Consider the following 20,523-nt stretch of genomic DNA (forward strand, 5'->3'; position numbering starts at 1 on the left):
TTTACCTCTTGTCTTTACTAAAATGGCATTTGTCATTTCAGCGTATACCTGAATCCCACCGTCAGGCGCAGAGTCGGTCTAAAGCAAGGCTCGTCCTCATCGTTCTTGAAGTTATTGAGAAAACCTTTCAAACTACGGTCCGACATACTTATCCCGCGTATCCAGTTACCGCCCACTCCCAGATAAACAGCCGTCTTCCTACTCAACTGGCACGAAGGACTGATGTATGACCTCAGCATGACGGTAGAATAGATTTTCGATTTCCCGTCGACTTCCATCACGGCAGACATGCCGTCCATATCGAGGGCGGTCAGTTCCAGCTTCAGCTTCTTGTTCAGCCAGGTGGCGACGGACACTTTCATGCCGCTGGACATATCCACTTTCAGCTCATACCTGCCGGCATTCCTCCAACTGAAGTACATCATGGGCAGTATCATCGGGATACCGTAAGAGTTCGTCAACCCCGCACCGATGCCCAAGTCGAGGTTCTTCCGCAGTTTATAGACAAAGATGATTGCTCCATTAGCCAGTAGGGTCTTCATGGAAACCCCGTCCAACGGGGCATAGACACCGCCGCCCACAGAGGCTATGATACTCCACTTGTCGGACAGGGGACGGATGTGGGAGATATTCAGACTGGCATTCAGCAGATTGTCCGGATTCAACTCCCGCGCCTGCCCCTTATTATGGAATACGCCATAGGCAGCATTGACGGTTGCCGACCACGCCACCAGCCTGCCCTTGTCGTCATGCCTGACGGAAAGCGGCAGGTTATACCTTCCCGATACCATCATCAGGCTGCCCGAACCATACTCGTTGCCGAGGTCATCCTTCAACGAACTTTCGGGCAGATAGTCGTAACTGATATAGCCTTGCCCCCGGCAGCAGAACGGCCACGCCGCAAGCCACAACACCAATAGAATCACAGAGTTTGTCTTCATGGGAATATGCAAATGTTTTCTGCAAATATAGTCCTGCGGCAAGTAAGCGGGAAGCATTTACGGACGGGGTGCGGAATGGGGAAGACGAAATGCGGAAACCGGAAGGCGGAATGATTCCATGTTTTACGTTACGCATTTCACGTTACGTAAAATACATAATATTTTCGGGATAAAACAAATATCAGGTGAAGCACCCATCAATCTCCAAACTAATTGTACCTTTGCGGAACTTTAAACAAAAAAATGATGAAAGAAGAAACTTTCAATTATTCCAAAGTTCCCCATAACTTCGGCTTATGCGCTACTGACACATGCCCTTATACTGACACCTGCCTGCGCCGGATTGCATATACGTATGCACCCTCAAACAACATCTTCCTATATGTACTGAATCCGAAAGCAATAGAGTCCACAGCGGGAAAATGCAAATATTATTGCTCGAATAAGAAAGTGCGCTATGCCAAAGGCTTTATCCATACGGCAGAAGCCATCTCTGTCGGCCAGTCCGGCACGTTCCGCTACCGGCTCATCGGCTTATGGGGTATCCGAAGATATTATCAGAAGCGGAAAGGGGAAACTTTGCTCTCACCAACCGAGCAGCAACAAGTCATTGCAATTGCCCGTAACTTAGGACTCCAACGGACGGAGTACTTCGACGCTTATGTAGAAGAGTACGACTTCACATGACAGCTCCGGTCACCTCACATGATAACTCCGGTTACCCCAAACGGTAACTTCATTTACACTACGAGGTAAAAGGCTTTACACTATGGTGTAACGACCGTTACAATATGGAGTAACGGCCGTTACACCCTATGGTAAACTGCTTTACATTAGAAGGTAAACAAGCGGTAAATACAATACGCTGTCTTTTCCTGATTTAGCTAGACGCTTTTTCTTTTTATAACCGATATCAGTAGACGGTTCTTGGAATGTTGTACTGGTTCAGTAGTCACTTCTTCCCAAGCCCTGCTGATATAGTAGACACAGCAAAGTGAGTTGTCCTGATTCTGTTGACAGTCATCCTGCTGCATTTGCAGAGCCCGTGCTTGCTTGTCCGGCAAGACTGGGTGCCCCTAAAAGAGGCATTCTGTCTTTGTCAGGTGCGCTGTCCTGCGCCTTCGCCCGGACTTGCTGTCCGGCTTTGCAAAGATATTGCATCCTTCTTTTTATTGCTACTTGTGGAAGGATATTTTTTCTTCTTCCACATTTTCTTCTGTATTCCCTTCTCCAGATGCGCCACAGCAGGTATTTTATACCCGATACTCATATGCGGTCTGCGATGGTTATAGAAATGTATGTAGCGAGCTATGACATTTCTTGCATGCCCGATTTCGTTGAACCGGCCTCGAGGATGGCTGCTTTCCGCCTTAATAATCCCGTTGATACGTTCCGCAACGGCATTGTCGGTGGGTTTGTAGTCTTCCGTCATACTGATGGCAATGCCATGTTTCTGAAGAAGTGCCACGTATGGGTCGCAACAGTATTGTACGCCACGGTCCGAGTGATGTATCAGGCCCGTAAGATTTTCATCTCCTGTCATTTCAACAGCCTGCTCTATAGCCTGTTGCAATGCATTGATGGTTGCCGATACCCGTAAGGTGTCGGCAAGCACCCATCCCACTATCTTATGGGAGTAGGCATCCGTAATCAGATGCAGATAACAGACTTCACCATTGGCAAGTGGTATATAAGTAATGTCGCTGACCCACAACTGGTTGGCTGAAGTCAAGGTCAGTCCTTTGATTAGGTTCTTCCACTTGTGGTAGCGATGGTTGGAGTTCGTCGTATGCCGGGTCTTGCGGGCAGGAAGCATCAAGCGGTGTTGCCGGAGCAATGCATAAAAGCTGTCCCGCCCAGGCATGAACCCGGCTCCAAAAAGCACGGTGAGCATAATCCACAGTTTGTAACAGCCTATACCCGGATCTTCGATACGGATATCACGGACAGCATCCAGCATGAGACGTTCCCTATGTATCTGACTCTCAATGTCAGCCTTTGACTGGTAGTAGGCTTGACGACAATGGCCAAACAGACGGCAGGCCAACGCAACTTTCAGGTTGCGCTGACTGACCAGTTCCGTTACGATTTGGCCCCAGATTTTTTTCTGATAGGGATGTTGAAGAGTTCTTCAGCACGCGTAATCATCAACTCACGGGCTTCTGTTTCCAGCTTGGAGAAAGACAGAGCTTTCTCCAGCTCTTTAATGCGCTTTTTTAATTGGGTATTTTCATCTTTGTAGGCTTCCTTGCTGCGATTGGACATATCTGGTGATTCTTGTTCAGAAGGCAAAGATAGCTCTTCTGCTAAATTTGAATACTTTTTAATCCAACTATTTAGCAAGGCAGGGCAACAAATGCCATGTGCCCGGCAAAAGGCATGCTTACTCATACCTGATTGGTAGTAAGAGTGAAGAAAAAACAGTTTTTCATCTTCACGATAAAGCTTTCGTTTTGAAGTCATAATAGTAACACATTTATTAGTTTGTAAATGTGTCTACCTATATCAGGATAAGACACGCTGATTTAAAGGGAAGTATTCAGTATAAGACTATGGCAGTATTTCACCTTCCGCTGTCACCTTTACGTAGATTTCCCTTTCCCCTTGCTCCATCTCTACCAAAAAGTAACTGCCATCGGGAGTCTCAATAAAGTCGGCATCATCAATGACATAACCGGGATGGGCAGCCGTAACGGCGTTCTTCACTACATCCTCCAGATGTCTCTTACTGATATCCCAGATAGTATAGGCCCATGCACCCTCAGCGGTGAACATCACATCCTTGCTGATACTTCCGTGCACGATTTCGACTTCCGTCATACCGTTCTTTTCTTTTTCAATATCCACAATGCGGGCATTGGGATATTTCTCTGCTATAAAATCTTTGATGGCAGCGGAAATATCAGAAGGGAGATAATCTTCGGGAGAACCGCCGTTGTGCGCATCGGCCACTTCCTTCACCAGAATGCCGTCCTCCGAATAATAGAGGTCCATTTCCTGATTACCTTTCTCCACTTCGATGATGTAGACAACAGCCATTTCCTTACGTTCCAGCTTGTCTACATCTTCCACCTTCCATACATTATAATAGGTACTACTCTCGTAAGAGCTTCTCACCGGAGCGGGAAGGTCTGCACAACGGAGGTCGGTTTCGGTCATCTGCCATACACCGTCTTTGGTGAACCAGGCCTCCTTTTCGAAATTGTCCTCATGGAAATCAGCCACATAATATGCACCTTTTGTTTCCCATTCTATACGCTGGGCATTGGGATGCTCCTTGGCCAACGCATTACTCAGTTCCGCGGGCACGGAGATTCCGTCGTTGTCGTCATCATCACAGCTTTGCAAGGCAAAGGCAAACACGCCTAACGCCAATAATAAGAAGTACTTTTCCAGTTTCATAGTCATTTCGTTTTTTTACATTATCAATACCAAGTTTGTTCATTTTGTATGGCAAAGATGAAGCCTAAATCTGGAAAGAATCTGGAAGAATACTCATATTTTGCAGAAAACAGCTATCTTTGTGCCACTAAAAGCGTTCATAACAAAAGAGATACATAATAACACAATGGAAAAGAAATTCAAACGTACCACCGTGACCTCGGCATTGCCGTATGCCAACGGCCCGGTTCATATCGGACACCTGGCAGGCGTTTATGTTCCTGCCGACATTTATGTCCGCTACCTGCGACTGAAAAAGGAAGATGTAATCTTCATCGGCGGCTCCGACGAACACGGAGTGCCCATCACCATCCGCGCCAAGAAGGAAGGCATCACCCCGCAAGACGTGGTGGACCGCTATCATACGCTTATAAAGAAGTCTTTCGAAGAGTTCGGCGTTTCCTTCGACGTGTACAGCCGTACTACTTCAAAGACGCATCACGACACGGCTTCCGACTTCTTCCGCAAGCTGTACGATAAGGGAGAATTCATCGAAAAGACCAGCATGCAGTATTACGACGAAGAAGCTAAGACCTTCCTTGCCGACCGCTACATCACCGGCGAGTGCCCCCACTGCCATGCCGAAGGCGCTTACGGCGACCAATGCGAGAAGTGCGGCACCAGCCTCAGCCCCACGGACCTGATTAATCCGAAGAGTGCCATCAGCGGCAGCCAGCCCGTGATGCGTGAGACGAAGCACTGGTATCTGCCGCTGGACAAACACGAGGAATGGCTTCGCCAATGGATTCTGGAAGACCATAAGGAGTGGCGTCCCAATGTTTATGGCCAATGCAAGAGCTGGCTCGACATGGGCTTGCAGCCGCGTGCCGTGAGCCGCGACCTGGATTGGGGTATTCCCGTTCCCGTAGAGGGTGCCGAGGGCAAAGTGCTCTATGTATGGTTCGACGCCCCTATCGGCTACATCAGCAACACCAAAGAGTTGCTGCCCGACACATGGGAGAAATGGTGGAAAGACCCCGAAACGCGTCTGGTACACTTCATCGGAAAAGACAATATCGTGTTCCACTGCATCGTGTTCCCCGCCATGCTGAAGGCAGAGGGTAGCTACATCCTGCCGGACAACGTGCCGAGCAACGAGTTCCTGAACCTGGAGGGCGACAAGATTTCCACTTCACGCAACTGGGCGGTATGGCTGCACGAGTATCTCGTTGACTTCCCCGGCAAGCAGGATGTGCTGCGCTACGTGCTGACCGCCAACGCACCGGAGACAAAAGACAACGACTTCACCTGGAAGGACTTCCAGGCACGTAATAACAACGAGCTGGTTGCCGTTTATGGCAACTTCGTGAACCGCGCCCTGCAACTCACCAAGAAGTACTTCGACAGCGTAGTGCCCGCCGCAGGCGAACTGAACGACTACGACCGCGAGACGCTGAAAGAATTTGCCGACGTCAAGGCAGAAGTGGAGAAGTTGCTGGATGTATTCAAATTCCGCGACGCACAGAAGGAAGCGATGAACCTTGCCCGCATCGGAAACAAATACCTTGCCGACACCGAGCCGTGGAAGCTTGCCAAGACGGACATGGAGCGCGTAGCCACCATCCTCCATATCTCCTTGCAGTTGGTCGCCAACCTTGCCATTGCTTTCGAACCGTTCCTGCCCTTCAGCAGCGAGAAGCTTCGCAAGATGCTGAACATGGACAGCTTTGACTGGGCAGAGCTGGGACACACCGACCTGTTGCCTGCCGGACATCAGCTGGGCACCCCCGAACTGCTGTTCGAAAAGATAGAAGACGACGTCATCCAGGCACAAGTAGACAAGCTGCTTGCCACCAAGAAGGCAAACGAAGCCGCCACCTACAAGGCAAACCCCATCAAGCCGACCATCGCCTTCGAAGACTTTGAAAAGCTGGATATCCGCGTAGGTACAGTGCTTGAATGCGAGGCAGTGCCCAAGATGAAGAAGCTGCTGAAGTTCAAGATTGCCGACGGGCTGGAAAACCGCACCATCGTCAGCGGCATTGCCCAGCACTACAAACCGGAAGAACTGGTAGGCAAGCAAGTGCTGTTCATCGCCAACCTCGCTCCACGCCAATTCAAGAACGGGCTGGTAAGTGAGGGAATGATTCTCTCTGCCGAGAATTATGACGGCTCGCTGGCGGTGACTTCACTGCTGAAAGAGGTGAAGCCGGGCAGCGAGGTGAAATAAAACAGTAACAAGGTAACGAGTTAACAAGGCTACAAGGAGGAAGGAAAAGCCTCGTGGCCTTGTTAACTCGTTGCCTTATCAACCAATAAACTATGTCCGATACATCACTCAAAGAAAAAACAGCCAAAGGCCTCTTCTGGGGAGGATTCAGCAACGGCATACAGCAGTTGTTAAATCTGGGATTCGGAATAGTCCTTGCCCGTCTGCTGGATGCTTCGGATTATGGTATGGTAGGGATGCTTACCATCTTCTCCGCCATTGCCGCCGCCTTGCAGGAGGGTGGGTTCATTTCGGCACTGACCAACCGGAAGGAGACTTTGCACAAGGATTACAACGCCGTGTTCTGGTTCAGCCTGATGTGCAGCACTACTATATATATATTACTCTTCTTTGCCGCACCGCTGATTGCCGACTTCTACGATACGCCCGAGCTGATACCGCTGTCCCGTCTCTCCTTCTTGGGATTCGTCATTTCCAGCATGAGCATTGCACCGAGGGCATATCTATTCAAGAACCTCAGAATCAAGGACACTACCGTCATTTCTATTTCAAGTCTGATAGTCTCCGGCATTATGGGCATCACATTGGCGGCAAACGGATTCGCCTATTGGGGAATTGCACTGCAAAGCATCTCTTTCATCACCGTAATGACGGTTCTCAATTTCTACTTCTCGCGTTGGAGACCCCGCTTCCGGTTCGACTTTACACCTATCAAGGAGATGATAGGGTTCAGCAGTAAGATAATCATTACGAATATCTTCACCATAATCAATAACAATTTGTTTTCCGTCTTGTTGGGTAAGTTCTATTCGGAACGGGAAGTGGGTAACTTTACGCAGGCAAACAAGTGGAACGGCATGGGACATACCACGATTACGGGCATGATAAACGGCATTGCACAACCCGTCTTTACCCGGGTTGCCGACGACAAGGCACGGCAACTTGCCGTATTCAGAAAGCTGCTACGCTTCACCGCCTTTATCTCTTTCCCCGCCATGCTGGGATTGAGCTTGGTATCGAAAGAACTGATTATAATCACTATCACGGAGAAGTGGCTGCCCAGTGCCGATATCTTGCAACTGTTATGTATTTGGGGAGCATTTATTCCCGTCATCAATCTGTTCTCCAACCTGCTCATCAGCCGGGGACATTCTTCTATCTATATGTGGAGCACCATCAGCTTGAGCCTGCTGCAAATAGTAGCTGTATGTGCCATATACCCATACGGGTTGGAATGGATGCTGCGTATTTTCGTCATTATCAATATCGGCTGGCTGTTTGTATGGTTCCGTTTTGTCAAGAGGGAGATAGGATTAAGACTGCGCGATATGCTGAAAGACATCTCTCCTTATCTCTCCCTATCCATTGTACTCGTAGTGTCAACTCACTATGCTACTCAGCCCATAGAAAACCTATACTTAAATATGGCAGCCAAAATCATTATGGTAGCTGGGCTTTATGCACTGGTTTTGTGGAAACTACAATCTACCATCTTCCGGGAAAGCATTGAATTCCTCTTAAAGAAAAAAAGAGCATGAGCCGCATAGCCTACATCATATCCGCCTACAAGGATGCCCCACACTTGGCACGCCTGGTTGCCGCACTGGATGACCGGGCAGACTTCTACGTGCACATCGACCTCAATGCCGATATACACCCTTTTGAAGAAGCCTTGGGAGACAAGGTCACTTTCGTGCCCCGCCACCGGATAAGCTGGGGAGGATGGGAACAAGTGGAATATCAGAAAGAATTGCTTGCCGCCGTATTGCACAGCGGTATCCCCTATACCCGCGTAGTATGCCTGAGCGGGCAAGACTATCCGTTATGGAACAACAACGCCATCCACCACTATTTCGAGGAGCATCAAGACACTGAATTCATCGGCGGTTTCAACCTGACACACTGCACCGTGAAACAGCAGTTGCACAAGATAACCCATTACCACCCTTTCCGTGACCTGCCTTGGAAGAGTATATGGTGGAAGAACAAACTCATCGTAGCATCGCGCAAGCTGGTACAGATACTCCCCATCCGGAAAGCCCCTTTTGCACCCTTGGAGGGCAAGCAGGCAGATGTCTATTTCGGTTCCGACTATTGGGCCATCACGTTGCCCTGCGCACGATATGTATATGAAAAGTTGTGCACGGAGGAGAAGCTGGTGAAGTATTTCAGAACCAGCTTTGTACCCAGCGAGCTGTGCATACAGACCATCGTATTCAACTCCCCTTTTGCCTCAAAAGGGCTTCTTTTAGAGGGGGAATACCCCGGACTTACCCGTCTCACTCCCTTGCACTACATAGACTACGGCGCATCCATCCGCGTGATGACACTCGAAGACCTGCCGGTATTGCGGCAGTCTGGAAAGATGTTCTGCCGGAAAATAGTAAGCGGCACATCAGACAGATTAATGGAAGCCATAGAGCAGACAAGAAGAGAATAAAAAGAGAGTTATCCCAACAGATATGCCACTTTATCCCAACCGGAATGCTGCAAAGAAGCAATTAATTCGTATTTTTGCAGCATCACATTTCTATTGATACAATGAAAAAGAATGTAGCAGTCATATTGGCAGGAGGAGTCGGTAGCCGTCTGGGATTGTCCACTCCCAAGCAATTCTTCAAGGTAGCGGGAAAAATGGTCGTGGAGCACACCATCGATACTTTCGAAAGCAATCCACATATTCACGAGATAGCTATCGTATCCAATCCTTTCTATATCTCCGATTTCGAATCTATCATCATCAAGAACGGATGGAAGAAGGTCAAGAAGATATTGAAAGGCGGACAAGAACGGTATCATTCCAGCCTATCCGCCATCAAAGCCTACGAAGACACTGACGTCAATCTGATATTCCACGATGCCGTACGTCCGTTAGTGAGCCAGCGGATTCTGAATGACGTTATTGCCGCATTGGAAACCTACAAAGCTATTGATGTGGCAATGCCCGCCACGGATACCATTATACAAGTCAATGACAGATTCATTCAGGAAATCCCAGACCGCAGCAAACTGATGCGAGGACAGACTCCGCAAGCATTCCATCTGGAAACCATCAAGCATGCCTATGACATTGCCTTGCAAGACCCGGCCTTTAAAGTGACCGACGACTGCGGCGTAGTAGTGAAATACCTTCCGGAAGTACCGGTTTATGTAGTGAACGGCGAAGAAAGCAACATGAAGCTGACCTATAAGGAAGACACCTATCTGCTGGACAAATTCTTCCAGCTGCGCAAAAGTGAACTGAACACCTTGCCCATCGACCAGGAAAACAACCTGAAGAACCGGGTTGCAGTCGTATTCGGCGGTAGTTACGGCATCGGCGCAGACGTGGCTCAGCTACTCAAAGAGAAAGGAGCCAACGTATTCTGCTATTCGCGCAGCATGAACGGAACGGATGTAGGCAACAAAGAGCAGGTGAGCAAAGCCTTGCAGGAAGTGTACCGCCAATGTGGACGGATAGACTACATTATCAATACTGCCGGACTGCTGAATAAAGAACCTCTGATGAGTTGCGACTATCAGACCATCTGCAACGCTGTGAACACCAACTATATGGGTACTGTCAACGTGGCACTTGAAGCCTTCCCCTATCTGAAGGAGAGCAAAGGTAAACTCGTATTCTTCACTTCCAGTTCCTACACTCGGGGGCGTGCCTTTTACAGCATCTATTCATCGACCAAAGCCGCCATCGTGAACTTTGTGCAAGCCATAGCACAAGAATGGGAACCGTTCGGCATCAGCGTGAACTGCATCAATCCGGAACGTACCAAGACACCGATGCGTGTCCATAACTTCGGCATCGAACCGGATAACACCTTGCTGACCTCCGAGCAAGTAGCCATTACCACCATACAGTCACTGCTTTCCGAATTCACCGGACAAGTCATCGACGTAAAAAGAGAAGAAGTATGAAGAACCAATACCTATCGGACTACGTTGCCGACAACCTACGCGCCTGCCAACTGAAGCAACTTTCCATACTGAAAGAGGTGGACCGCATCTGCCGGAAACACAAGTTAAGCTACTGGCTTGACGGAGGCACACTGTTGGGAGCCATGCGTCATGGAGGATTCATCCCCTGGGATGATGACATAGACATCGGCATGACACTGGAAGACATGCAAGCATTCATGAAGGTAGCCCCCTCCGAACTACCCGACACACTGTTCCTGCAAACCCCGGAAAGTGACCCTACCAGCAAAGAGCCCATCGTCAAGATAAGGGATTTAAACTCAATCTATATTGAAGCAGGAGATACCTTCAGCGTAGAGTATCAGAAAGGACTATACGTAGATATATTCCCTTTCATCGACTACCCCACCGTGCCCCGCCCATGGGCAAAGAAGCTGTGCAAAGGCATCTCCGTCAGTTACTCCATCCTACACGCGCAACACTACTACTCGCTGCGCTCCTTTGCAGAATTCTTCTACTTCGGCATGAAGTATGCGCTTTTCAAAGGGATATGGGCAATGCTCTGCCTGGTACGCCCCAAAGGGACCTATCTTTCGAATATACTCATCAATAACGGATACGGCATCATGCACCGTAAAGATTCCGTCTTTCCGCTCTCCACCATCACTTTCGAAGGAAAAGATTTCCCGGCACCGGGCAATGTGGACGCCTATCTGAAAGATTTATATAAAAACTACATGGACATTCCTCCCAAAGAGAAGCAGATAGTCCATGCCTGCTATATTCACCCGGAACTAAAACCATTGCCATGAAACCAGCCCTTGTAGATGTATCTGTACTGATTCTTTTCTTCAACCGCCCCAAACTGCTGGCGCAAGTATTCGAACAAGTGAAGAAAGCACGCCCCGCACGACTGTTTCTCTATCAGGACGGCCCGCGCGGCGAGCGTGACATGCCGGGCATAGAAGCTTGTCGCAAAGTAGTGGCAGACATCGACTGGGAATGCGAAGTACACCACAACTACCAAGAGAAGAACTACGGCTGCGACCCATCGGAATACATGGCACAGAAGTGGGCATTCTCCTTGTCGGACAAATGTATCGTGCTTGAGGATGACGACGTGCCTGCCGTCTCTTTCTTCGGCTTCTGCAAGGAACTGCTCGACAAGTATGAGCACGACACACGCATCAGCATGATTGCCGGATTCAACAACGAGGAGATTACACCGGACATCACTTCCGACTACTTCTTCGCCACCACCTTCTCCATCTGGGGATGGGCGAGCTGGCGGCGGGTGACGGACCAATGGGATGAATTCTACACCTTCCTGGACGACAAGGAGAACATGCGGCAACTGAAGAACCTCATCCACACACGGCGCTACCGCAAAGACTTCATCTACATGTGCCAACGCCACCGCGAACACGGGAAAGCCTATTACGAAACCATCTTCCACGCTTCCATGTTGTTCAATTCGGGTCTGAGCATCGTGCCCACCCGCAACATGATAAACAATCTGGGAGCCACTGCCGACTCCACCCACTTTGCCGGCTCCGTGCACACCATGCCGCGCGGTTACCGCCGCATCTTCACCATGAAACGCCACGAAGTGGAGTTTCCACTGAAGCACCCTCGCCACGTCATCGAGAACACAGCCTACAAGGATAGCGTTTACCGCATCATGGCATGGCGGCATCCCTGGATAAAGATTGCACGGTCGTTCGAGGAACTGGCGTTGAACCTACGGTACGGCAACTTCACCATCATATGGCAAACGCTGCAAAAGCGTATCCGGAAATGGACGAAACAAGACCGGCATCTGTAACAAGAAAAAACATTCAAAAAAGAAGAAACGAACAACAGTCATGAGAGTACTACTTATCAATACATCCGAACGCATCGGCGGCGCAGCCATCGCCGCCAGCCGTCTGATGGAATCACTCAAGAACCACGGCATCAAAGCCAAGCTGCTGGTGCGCGACAAGCAGACCGACCAAATCTCCGTTGTGTCACTGGACCATAACTGGCGCATGGTGTGGAAGTTCGTCTGGGAGCGCATTGTCATCTGGAGCGCCAACCGCTTCAACAAGAAGAACATCTTTGCCGTAGACATTGCCAACACGGGGACAGACATCACCTCACTGCCCGAATTCCAGCAAGCAGACGTCATCCATCTGCACTGGATAAACCAAGGGATGCTCTCGCTGAAGAACATCGAGAAGATTCTCGCCTCGGGCAAGCCCGTCGTCTGGACCATGCACGACATGTGGCCCTGCACTGGCATCTGTCACCATGCCCGCGAGTGCACCCACTACCAGCAGGAATGCCACAACTGCCCCTTCATCCACGGAGGCAGAGGCAAACGTGACCTTTCCTACCGCATCTTCCACAAAAAGCAGGCATTGTATCGCAACCGTCACATCAACTTCGTCACCTGCAGCCGCTGGCTGGAAGAACGTGCCCGGACAAGCGCCCTCTTCTGCGGACATGCCGTGACGTGCATCCCCAACCCCATCAACACCAACCTCTTCAAGCCCCGCAACCGACAGGAAGCCCGCAGCCGTTGCCTACTGCCGCAAGACAAAAAGCTCATGTTGTTCGGCTCGGTGAAGATTACGGACAAACGGAAAGGCATTGACTACTTGATAGAATCGTGCCGACTGCTGGCCGACAAGCATCCCGAACTCCGGGAACAGTTGGGTGTCGTCGTCTTCGGCAACCAATCGCAACAACTGGAAAACCTGCTTCCATTCAAAGTCTACCCGCTGAACTTCGTCAGCAACGAACACCAACTGGTGAACATCTACAATGCCGTGGACATCTTCGTGACCCCCTCGCTGGAAGAGAACCTGCCGAACACTATCATGGAAGCCATGGCATGCGGCATTCCCTGCGTCGGATTCAACGTGGGCGGCATCCCTGAGATGATAGACCATCTGCACAACGGCTACGTGGCACAATACAAATCCTCGGAAGACTTTGCCAACGGCATCTACTGGACGCTGACCGAACCCGACTACCCCAGCCTCTCGGAACAAGCCTGCCGGAAAGCCATCTCCCACTATTCGGAGAACGTCGTCGCCAAGAAATACATTGACCTTTACAACAAAGTGACCGGAAGAAATGCATAACCACCCCACCCCGAAATTCAGCATCATCACCGTGACCTACAATGCCGAAGCGGTACTGGAGGACACGATTCAAAGCGTTATCTCGCAAACCTACCACCACGTAGAATACATCCTTGTGGACGGTGCGTCCAAAGACGGCACGCTCTCCATTATCGACCGTTACCGCGACCGCATCACCCGCATCGTGAGCGAACCGGACAAGGGATTGTACGACGCCATGAACAAAGGCATCCGCCTTGCCACCGGCGATTACCTCTGCTTCCTCAATGCCGGCGACAGCTTCCACGAGGACGACACCTTGCAGCAGATGGTGCGTTCCATCTCCGGCAACGAACTACCCGACGTGCTGTACGGCGAAACGGAACTGGTGGACAAGGAAGGTCACTTCATCCGCATGCGCCGCCTCGCCGCCCCGGAAGTGCTTACTTGGCGAAGCTTCAAGCAGGGCATGCTGGTCTGCCATCAGGCCTTCTTTGCCAAAGCTTCCCTTGTAGAACCCTACGACCTGCAATACCGCTTCTCCGCCGACTTCGACTGGTGCATCCGGGTGATGAAGAAGGCAAGGGCGTTACACAACACCCATCTCACCCTCATCGACTATCTGGAAGAGGGAATGACCACCCAGAACCGGCAAGCATCCCTGCGCGAACGCTTCCGCATCATGGCGCGGCATTACGGGCTGATGAGTACCGTAGCCCATCATGCCTGGTTCGTATTACGGGCCGTGATAAAGAAATAGCACAAATTTCGAGGACAAATATACTTTGTTCCCGCAAGACCTATACCTTGCGGGAATCCCCCCTATACCCAGCTCTCTACAGTATAGGAGTGAGTACCCAAAACATCCCCATGTTTTCACCTAAAACATCCGGATGTAATGGGGCAAAACATCCCCATGTTTTGGGGTAAAACATCCGGGTGTTTTGGAGAAAGACATCCAGATGTTCTGCATATTAAGTCCTATACCGTGAGGGGCTAAGTCCTAAGACGTAGGAGATTAAGTCCTAAGGCAAAGGAGGCTGGGTAGCTGTAAGCAGCGCCTTCAACTCTTTTACCCCTTCCGAAGCTCCCTTTTGAATGACATGTATCGGACGCATGACGTGCGTGTCCACCGGCTTGGGGTCTATCAGATACACTTCGGCGGCACGGGGCACGTAGTTCAGCAGTCCCGCAGCGGGATAAACGTTCAGGCTGGTGCCGATGATGACGAAGATGTCCGCCTGCTCCACATACCGGATGGCAGTCTCAATCTCCGGCACCGACTCGCCAAACCACACGATGAACGGGCGGAGCTGCGTACCGTCGCCCGCCTTGTCGCCCAACTTTACTTCATATTCCTCCGGCGCCAGTTCCTTGACGAAATGCGGATTATAAGGGTCGCGGCTGGAACAAACCTTCGTCAGTTCCCCATGCAAGTGTATCACGTGCGTACTGCCGGCACGCTCGTGCAGATTATCTACGTTCTGGGTGACGACCGTTACATTGAAATCCCTCTCCAGGTCGGCAACGCCCAGATGCCCGGCATTCGGCACCACATCGAGCAACTGCTTGCGACGTTCGTTATAGAAATTAATGACCAGTTCCGGATTACGTGCATACCCCTCGGGAGTCGCCACCTGCTCCACCGGATATTTGTCCCATAATCCGCCCGCATCACGGAATGTGCTGATGCCGCTCTCGGCGCTCATACCAGCACCCGACAATATGACCAAGTTCTTCATTTTCCGCTCCTTTCCTTTATTAAAGTAAGACAAATATAAGAAGAATGTTCAAGTTGTGATATAAATAAGAAAAATTAAATACTTAAAAGCCTTATCATTCAAATAAAAGACGTACTTTTGCCACTCATAAATTTGCAATAGACTGGAAAAGAAACCAATCCGGTCGTCAACAAAAGAATCTTATGGACAAATTCAGTTATGCTATCGGCCTTGGAATAGGTCAGAATCTTTTAAGCATGGGTGCCAAAGGCATTGCAGTAGATGACTTTGCACAAGCAATCAAAGACGTTTTGGAGGGCAACCAGACGGCAATCAGCCACACAGAAGCCCGTGACATCGTCAACAAGTACTTCGCCGAACTGGAGGAGAAGATGAACGCAGCAAACATAGAAGCCGGCAAAAAGTTCCTGGAAGAGAACAAAAAACGCGAGGGAGTTGTTACGCTTCCCAGCGGACTTCAATACGAAGTTATCACAGAAGGAAACGTCGGTCACTATGCCAAAGCAACCGACCAAGTGCAATGCCACTACGAAGGCACACTGATTGACGGAACGCTGTTCGACAGCTCCATCAAGCGCGGCCAGCCTGCCACATTCGGTGTAAACCAAGTGATACCCGGTTGGGTGGAAGCCCTTCAGCTTATGCCCGAAGGTGCCAAGTGGAAACTCTACATCCCCAGCGACCTGGCATACGGAGCGCAGGGTGCCGGCGAGATGATTCCTCCCCACAGCACGCTCGTATTCGAAGTCGAATTACAGAAAATTTTATCTAAATAAACAACAAGTAAAAGCAAAATGAAAAAAGTAACATTTCTCATGGCTCTTGCAGTAGCTGCCGGTATGGCATCTTGTACTGCTCAAAGTCCGAAAGCTGATTTGAAGACGGACATCGACTCATTATCTTACGCCATCGGTATGGCACGTACAGAAGGTTTGGACCAGTATCTTGCACAACAAGGCATTGACTCAACCCAGATGTCAGAATTCCTGAAAGGTTTCAACGAAGGCGCAGCCAAAATCGATAAGAAAGACGTGGCTTACATGGCCGGTCTGCAAGTAGGCCAGATGGTCAGCAAGCAATGGGTGGAAGGCTTCAACCAACAAATCTTCGGCAACGACTCCACACAGAGCATCAGCCGCGAAAATCTGCTGGCAGGTTTCGTAGCAGGTGTCATCGGCAAGGGTGGTGCTATGGATATGATGAAAGCTCAAGAGTACATGCGTACTCAGATGGATGCCATCAAAGAAAAAGCAACTGCAGAAAAGTATGCTGACAACAAAGCTGCCGGTGAAAAGTTCCTGGCTGAGAACAAGGCTAAAGAAGGTGTAGTAACTACCCCGAGCGGTCTGCAATACAAAATCATCACCAAGGGTAACGGTGCCGTTCCTGCCGACAGCAGCAAGGTGAAAGTAAACTACAAAGGTACGCTGATTGACGGAACAGAATTCGATAGCTCTTACAAGCGCAACGAACCTGCTACTTTCCGTGCCAACCAGGTAATCAAAGGCTGGACAGAGGCCCTCACCATGATGCCCGTCGGCTCTAAGTGGGAACTCTATATCCCCTACGACCTGGCATACGGTTCAAGAGAAACCGGTAGCCAAATCAAGCCGTTCTCTACTTTGATATTCGAAGTGGAACTGCTGGGTATCGAGAAGTAATGTAACAATCCGAAGGGAGGGGCAAAACCCTCTTGATACTTCTTTTAGGCGCGGATTACGAGGAATAACGCGGATTTGGTAAACTAAATCCGTGAAATCCGCGTAATCCGCGCCTTATCGTTACCCCTCACTTTTATTCATTTTTCCGTCCCTTTTTATAGATAAATTAAAATAAAGTCCTATATTTGCTTACTATTTGATAACAACAAGAACTTTACTTATTTACTATTATGGAAAAAATAGACAATCTTGACCGGCAGATTCTGGAAATCATTTCCCAAAATGCCCGTATCCCTTTCAAGGACGTAGCTGCTGAATGTGGCGTGTCACGTGCTGCCATCCATCAACGTGTACAGCGCCTGATTGACCTTGGCGTTATTGTTGGCTCAGGCTATCATGTAAATCCCAAGTCCCTTGGATACAGAACCTGCACTTACGTAGGAATCAAGCTGGAAAAGGGCTCCATGTATAAGACGGTAGTTGCTGAGCTGGGCAAGATTCCCGAAATCGTAGAATGCCACTTCACCACTGGTCCGTACACCATGCTGACCAAGGTATATGCCCGCGACAACGAGCATCTGATGGATTTGCTGAACAACAAGATGCAGGAGATTCCTGGCGTAACCGCTACCGAGACCTTGATTTCCCTGGAACAGAGCATCAAGAAGGAGATTCCTATTTGCCCCGAGAAATAACGAACAACAATGGATTTCTTGAACGAATATCATCTGTCGGGCCTTGTCATAGGTATCTGCACATTCCTCATCATCGGCTTGTTTCACCCCATAGTTGTGAAAGCCGAATATTATTGGGGCACCAAGTGCTGGTGGATTTTCCTTTTACTCGGCATCGGCGGCATCATTGCCTCCCTTTATACGGAGAACATCATGATAGCCTCCCTTTTGGGCGTCTTTGCATTTTCCTCGTTCTGGACCATCAAGGAGATATTCGAGCAGGAAGAACGAGTGAAAAAAGGCTGGTTTCCCAAGAATCCAAAACGAACTTATAAGTTCTAAGGACAAAGGTTATAAGGAATTTTATCCAAAAGTCTTGCATATTTCAATAGAAAATGCTACTTTTGTCCTCGCTATCCAAGCAAGGATGCATCGGACTTGTAGCTCAGTTGGTTAGAGCAACAGACTCATAATCTGGAGGTCCCTGGTTCAAGCCCAGGCTGGTCCACAAAGAATTGCCTCATAAACAAGTGTTTATGGGGCTTTTTTATTAGGACTTCTTCTCTTTGGATTTTCGAAATACTGACAAGAAACAGGCTGTCTTGCTTCGTTGTTGACCTATTGTTGACCCCAAAATAAGTACCACAAACAGATAATCTCACCACACAGATAAGCAGACTACAAACTATTCAGAATATCTAAAATGAAAGAATTTACTTATGAACAGATAAGAACAAAGGCTCTTAAACAGGGAGTGAAAGATAATAAGGTTCACATTGGATTGTGGGCTAATCTTAATAACTATCTAAAGACAAGGAGAAAAAAGAATGGAAAGGTTACTACCTATTATATTTCATTGCAGAAACTATCTTATTAATTTACTAATATTTAAACTGACATGATAATTCATCTACCAACAGGAAAGAAGTTCCATAACAGAAAGGAAGCCAAGATATATTTTGGCACTGCCTACTATTACAAAATGGAACGTGAGAAAAATATTTAGTGTTTACCAACAATGTTCAATCAGCAACTAATGAATATGAAGATACAATTAAAGTACTTGCAAAACAGGACAAGTAACATTAGGCAGGATTATATTAGAAAGAGATACAGGGAAGCCATCAACCATCCTCTTATTGATTTTACAATGAGAAGTCTTTACTGCATCCTACCCATAGACCGCCCCAACTTTATAACACTGTCCCACCTCTTTATGAAAGTGGATTTGAATATTAAAGTGAAAGGATATTATATCAAGCTCTTACACCCAACCAACAGAAACGCTTACCTCGTCTATTGTTGGGAGATAGTCAGATTAATGCAGCTTGCAGAGCATTCGTTTCTGATGTGAATTTCAAGAGTACAGGGGACAGCATTACAGGTTGGCAGCTCTTAAACCCGCTCAATGGTTCTGTAAAGTCAAGTTACATAGATAACTTCTTGGAAAGGAATCTTAATTGCACAGAGTTTGTACAAGGCATCCAACGTGCCAAATTAGGAGATAGTGAATACGCTTGGTTCTTGGGCTAAGTGGATTGTTGATTGAGAGAGGAAAGGGCAGCTATTCAGTTAGTTGTCCTTTCTTTATATCTACCAACCTATTAAATATCGTACATTATGGATATAGATTATACTGTGGGTGAAGTGGAATTGTCCTACAAACCCAAATTCAAGAATATATATAAGGTAACCGTTTTGTGGAACTGGAGAAGGAAGTATTGCTTCCCATGACCATCTTCATCAAAAAAGTCCTGCTGAGAACCTGTACCGGCATCAGTTTTGTCGACTCCACTCCCTTACGTGTTTGTCGTAACCAAAGAATCCTTATTCATAAGACATTTGAGGGACTTGCCGAGCGTGGAAAATATTCAATGGGATGGTCCTTCGGATTCAAGTTGCATCTGATAATCAATGACAAGGGTGAAATTCTCAATTTCATGTTCACGCCTGGAAACGTGGATGACCGGGAACCGTTGAAGCAAGGTAAGTTTTCGTAGAACATCAAAGGAAAACTATGCGCAGACAAAGGATATATTGGTCAGGCTCTGTTTGAGAACCCTTTTCTTAATGGCATACAGCTTGTCACTAAAGTTAAAAACAATATGAAGAATTCACTGATGAGTATTGCCGACAAGATTTTGCTCAGAAAAAGAGCCTTGATCGAAACTGTCAATGACGAATTGAAGAACATTGAGCAGAGGGAGAAATCCTTACCTTTAATAAGGATAACACCTATACAGAGAAAGGCGAAAATGACACTCAAAATGATACATTTGAATACTTCCCTAACAGATATATGTTCGTTACTTATTATACAACTGATTGGGGAGAAGAGAATACCATTTACACTGTTGTTAAGATAACTAAAGATGAGCTATATCTTAACAACAATGAAAACTTTAAGATTAATTGGAACGACCTTATTAATGGTCATGTTGGCTGTAAACTTTACAGCATGTAGTGATGATGAAGATGAACAGACAATCATTGAACAAGCTAACCTTATAGGTAAATGGCAGACCACTTGGGAGAAGATTCACAAAGTGGAGAATGATAAGGAAGTAGTAACTTCTGATGAAGCATATACCAATGGTTTATGGGAGTTCAAAGCTGACGGTACTTGCACAGAAGGCTATGCGGACGGTGGATATACAGAAACAAGTCGTTGGTCTTTGAAAGACAATAAGCTGACTATCTCTTACGATGATGGTTATTCAGATGTCCTAACTGTTAATGAACTTACAGCTACTAAGTTGGTTCTCGCCTTTGAGGATTGGGACACAATGGATGATGGTAGCGAGGAATTGGATGACATTACAACAACCACTTACAAGAAGATTGACTAATTACCAATCTACTTAAGACAGAG

The 20,523-nt window shown here is 48.2% G+C and carries 19 protein-coding genes, 1 tRNA gene and 4 pseudogenes; 19 read left to right on the plus strand and 5 right to left on the minus strand.

Annotated elements, in window-relative coordinates; translation table 11 throughout:
• Nucleotides 1-32: 32 nt before the first annotated feature.
• Entirely contained in the window at nucleotides 33-941 is a 909-nt protein-coding gene (locus NQ510_RS03930) for a DUF6268 family outer membrane beta-barrel protein (protein ID WP_034526003.1), read from the minus strand.
• A 246-nt stretch (nucleotides 942-1,187) separates the two neighbouring features.
• On the opposite strand from NQ510_RS03930, the gene NQ510_RS03935 reads away from it, so the two are divergent.
• Complete coding sequence (locus tag NQ510_RS03935; protein ID WP_080545845.1) at nucleotides 1,188-1,628, plus strand: DUF6078 family protein; 441 nt, start codon at nucleotides 1,188-1,190, stop codon at nucleotides 1,626-1,628.
• Nucleotides 1,629-2,040: 412 nt separating this feature from the next.
• On the opposite strand, the gene NQ510_RS03940 is transcribed toward NQ510_RS03935, so the two are convergent.
• From NQ510_RS03940 to NQ510_RS03950, 3 genes are all read right to left on the minus strand, one after another.
• Complete coding sequence (locus tag NQ510_RS03940; protein WP_227212994.1) at nucleotides 2,041-3,042, minus strand: IS3 family transposase; 1,002 nt, start codon at nucleotides 3,040-3,042, stop codon at nucleotides 2,041-2,043.
• Nucleotides 3,024-3,404, minus strand: a complete 381-nt coding sequence (locus NQ510_RS03945; RefSeq protein ID WP_005828537.1) for a transposase — start codon at nucleotides 3,402-3,404, stop codon at nucleotides 3,024-3,026. Before NQ510_RS03945 ends, NQ510_RS03940 begins: the two co-directional genes overlap by 19 nt.
• A gap of 87 nt (nucleotides 3,405-3,491) precedes the next feature.
• Nucleotides 3,492-4,343 (minus strand): PepSY-like domain-containing protein, encoded by an 852-nt coding sequence (locus NQ510_RS03950; RefSeq protein WP_034525943.1) that lies wholly within the window; start codon nucleotides 4,341-4,343, stop codon nucleotides 3,492-3,494.
• A 166-nt stretch (nucleotides 4,344-4,509) separates the two neighbouring features.
• Between NQ510_RS03950 and metG the strand changes: the two genes are divergently transcribed.
• From metG to NQ510_RS03990, 8 genes are all read left to right on the plus strand, one after another.
• Nucleotides 4,510-6,552: a methionine--tRNA ligase gene (gene metG, locus NQ510_RS03955; RefSeq protein WP_009037611.1), complete on the plus strand. Its 2,043-nt coding sequence runs from the start codon at nucleotides 4,510-4,512 to the stop codon at nucleotides 6,550-6,552.
• Nucleotides 6,553-6,644: 92 nt separating this feature from the next.
• The gene (locus NQ510_RS03960; RefSeq protein WP_005830822.1) at nucleotides 6,645-8,090 is read left to right on the plus strand and encodes a lipopolysaccharide biosynthesis protein; all 1,446 of its coding nucleotides are present in this window, start codon (nucleotides 6,645-6,647) and stop codon (nucleotides 8,088-8,090) included.
• Nucleotides 8,087-8,992: a beta-1,6-N-acetylglucosaminyltransferase gene (locus tag NQ510_RS03965; RefSeq protein ID WP_005830824.1), complete on the plus strand. Its 906-nt coding sequence runs from the start codon at nucleotides 8,087-8,089 to the stop codon at nucleotides 8,990-8,992. The genes NQ510_RS03960 and NQ510_RS03965 overlap by 4 nt, the downstream gene beginning before the upstream one ends.
• 101 nt (nucleotides 8,993-9,093) lie before the next feature.
• Nucleotides 9,094-10,464 carry a bifunctional cytidylyltransferase/SDR family oxidoreductase gene (locus NQ510_RS03970; RefSeq protein ID WP_005830829.1) on the plus strand — a complete coding sequence of 457 codons (1,371 nt, stop codon included), beginning with the start codon at nucleotides 9,094-9,096 and terminating at the stop codon, nucleotides 10,462-10,464.
• Nucleotides 10,461-11,276: a LicD family protein gene (locus tag NQ510_RS03975; RefSeq protein WP_005830831.1), complete on the plus strand. Its 816-nt coding sequence runs from the start codon at nucleotides 10,461-10,463 to the stop codon at nucleotides 11,274-11,276. Before NQ510_RS03970 ends, NQ510_RS03975 begins: the two co-directional genes overlap by 4 nt.
• Nucleotides 11,273-12,289 carry a hypothetical protein gene (locus NQ510_RS03980; RefSeq protein WP_005830833.1) on the plus strand — a complete coding sequence of 339 codons (1,017 nt, stop codon included), beginning with the start codon at nucleotides 11,273-11,275 and terminating at the stop codon, nucleotides 12,287-12,289. The genes NQ510_RS03975 and NQ510_RS03980 overlap by 4 nt, the downstream gene beginning before the upstream one ends.
• 40 nt (nucleotides 12,290-12,329) lie before the next feature.
• Entirely contained in the window at nucleotides 12,330-13,595 is a 1,266-nt protein-coding gene (locus tag NQ510_RS03985; RefSeq protein ID WP_005830834.1) for a glycosyltransferase family 4 protein, read from the plus strand.
• Nucleotides 13,588-14,334, plus strand: a complete 747-nt coding sequence (locus NQ510_RS03990) for a glycosyltransferase family 2 protein (protein ID WP_005830836.1) — start codon at nucleotides 13,588-13,590, stop codon at nucleotides 14,332-14,334. Before NQ510_RS03985 ends, NQ510_RS03990 begins: the two co-directional genes overlap by 8 nt.
• A 265-nt stretch (nucleotides 14,335-14,599) precedes the next feature.
• On the opposite strand, the gene NQ510_RS03995 is transcribed toward NQ510_RS03990, so the two are convergent.
• On the minus strand, nucleotides 14,600-15,316 hold the full coding sequence (locus tag NQ510_RS03995; RefSeq protein WP_005830840.1) for an SIR2 family NAD-dependent protein deacylase: 717 nt from the start codon (nucleotides 15,314-15,316) through the stop codon (nucleotides 14,600-14,602).
• A 182-nt stretch (nucleotides 15,317-15,498) separates the two neighbouring features.
• Between NQ510_RS03995 and NQ510_RS04000 the strand changes: the two genes are divergently transcribed.
• From NQ510_RS04000 to NQ510_RS04045, 10 genes and pseudogenes are all read left to right on the plus strand, one after another.
• Nucleotides 15,499-16,092: an FKBP-type peptidyl-prolyl cis-trans isomerase gene (locus tag NQ510_RS04000; RefSeq protein WP_005830842.1), complete on the plus strand. Its 594-nt coding sequence runs from the start codon at nucleotides 15,499-15,501 to the stop codon at nucleotides 16,090-16,092.
• 18 nt (nucleotides 16,093-16,110) lie between these two features.
• Nucleotides 16,111-16,977 carry an FKBP-type peptidyl-prolyl cis-trans isomerase gene (locus NQ510_RS04005; RefSeq protein WP_005830844.1) on the plus strand — a complete coding sequence of 289 codons (867 nt, stop codon included), beginning with the start codon at nucleotides 16,111-16,113 and terminating at the stop codon, nucleotides 16,975-16,977.
• A gap of 230 nt (nucleotides 16,978-17,207) precedes the next feature.
• Entirely contained in the window at nucleotides 17,208-17,672 is a 465-nt protein-coding gene (locus NQ510_RS04010; protein WP_005830846.1) for an Lrp/AsnC family transcriptional regulator, read from the plus strand.
• 9 nt (nucleotides 17,673-17,681) lie between these two features.
• Complete coding sequence (locus NQ510_RS04015) at nucleotides 17,682-17,993, plus strand: DUF4491 family protein (protein ID WP_005830847.1); 312 nt, start codon at nucleotides 17,682-17,684, stop codon at nucleotides 17,991-17,993.
• Nucleotides 17,994-18,085: 92 nt separating this feature from the next.
• Nucleotides 18,086-18,159, plus strand: a tRNA-Ile gene (locus NQ510_RS04020).
• Nucleotides 18,160-18,549: 390 nt separating this feature from the next.
• Nucleotides 18,550-18,734: pseudogene (locus NQ510_RS04025) on the plus strand (hypothetical protein).
• Nucleotides 18,735-18,902: 168 nt separating this feature from the next.
• Nucleotides 18,903-19,184, plus strand: a pseudogene (locus NQ510_RS04030) (DUF3871 family protein); the annotation flags it as partial.
• An 87-nt stretch (nucleotides 19,185-19,271) separates the two neighbouring features.
• Nucleotides 19,272-19,346 (plus strand): annotated as a pseudogene (locus NQ510_RS04035) (JAB domain-containing protein); the annotation flags it as partial.
• Nucleotides 19,343-19,864: pseudogene (locus NQ510_RS04040) on the plus strand (IS982 family transposase); the annotation flags it as partial. The pseudogenes NQ510_RS04035 and NQ510_RS04040, both read left to right, overlap by 4 nt.
• Before the next feature lie 180 nt (nucleotides 19,865-20,044).
• Entirely contained in the window at nucleotides 20,045-20,500 is a 456-nt protein-coding gene (locus NQ510_RS04045) for a lipocalin-like domain-containing protein (RefSeq protein ID WP_005830863.1), read from the plus strand.
• Nucleotides 20,501-20,523 lie beyond the last annotated feature (23 nt).

Source organism: Bacteroides uniformis (genome assembly GCF_025147485.1).
Lineage (GTDB): Bacteria > Bacteroidota > Bacteroidia > Bacteroidales > Bacteroidaceae > Bacteroides > Bacteroides uniformis.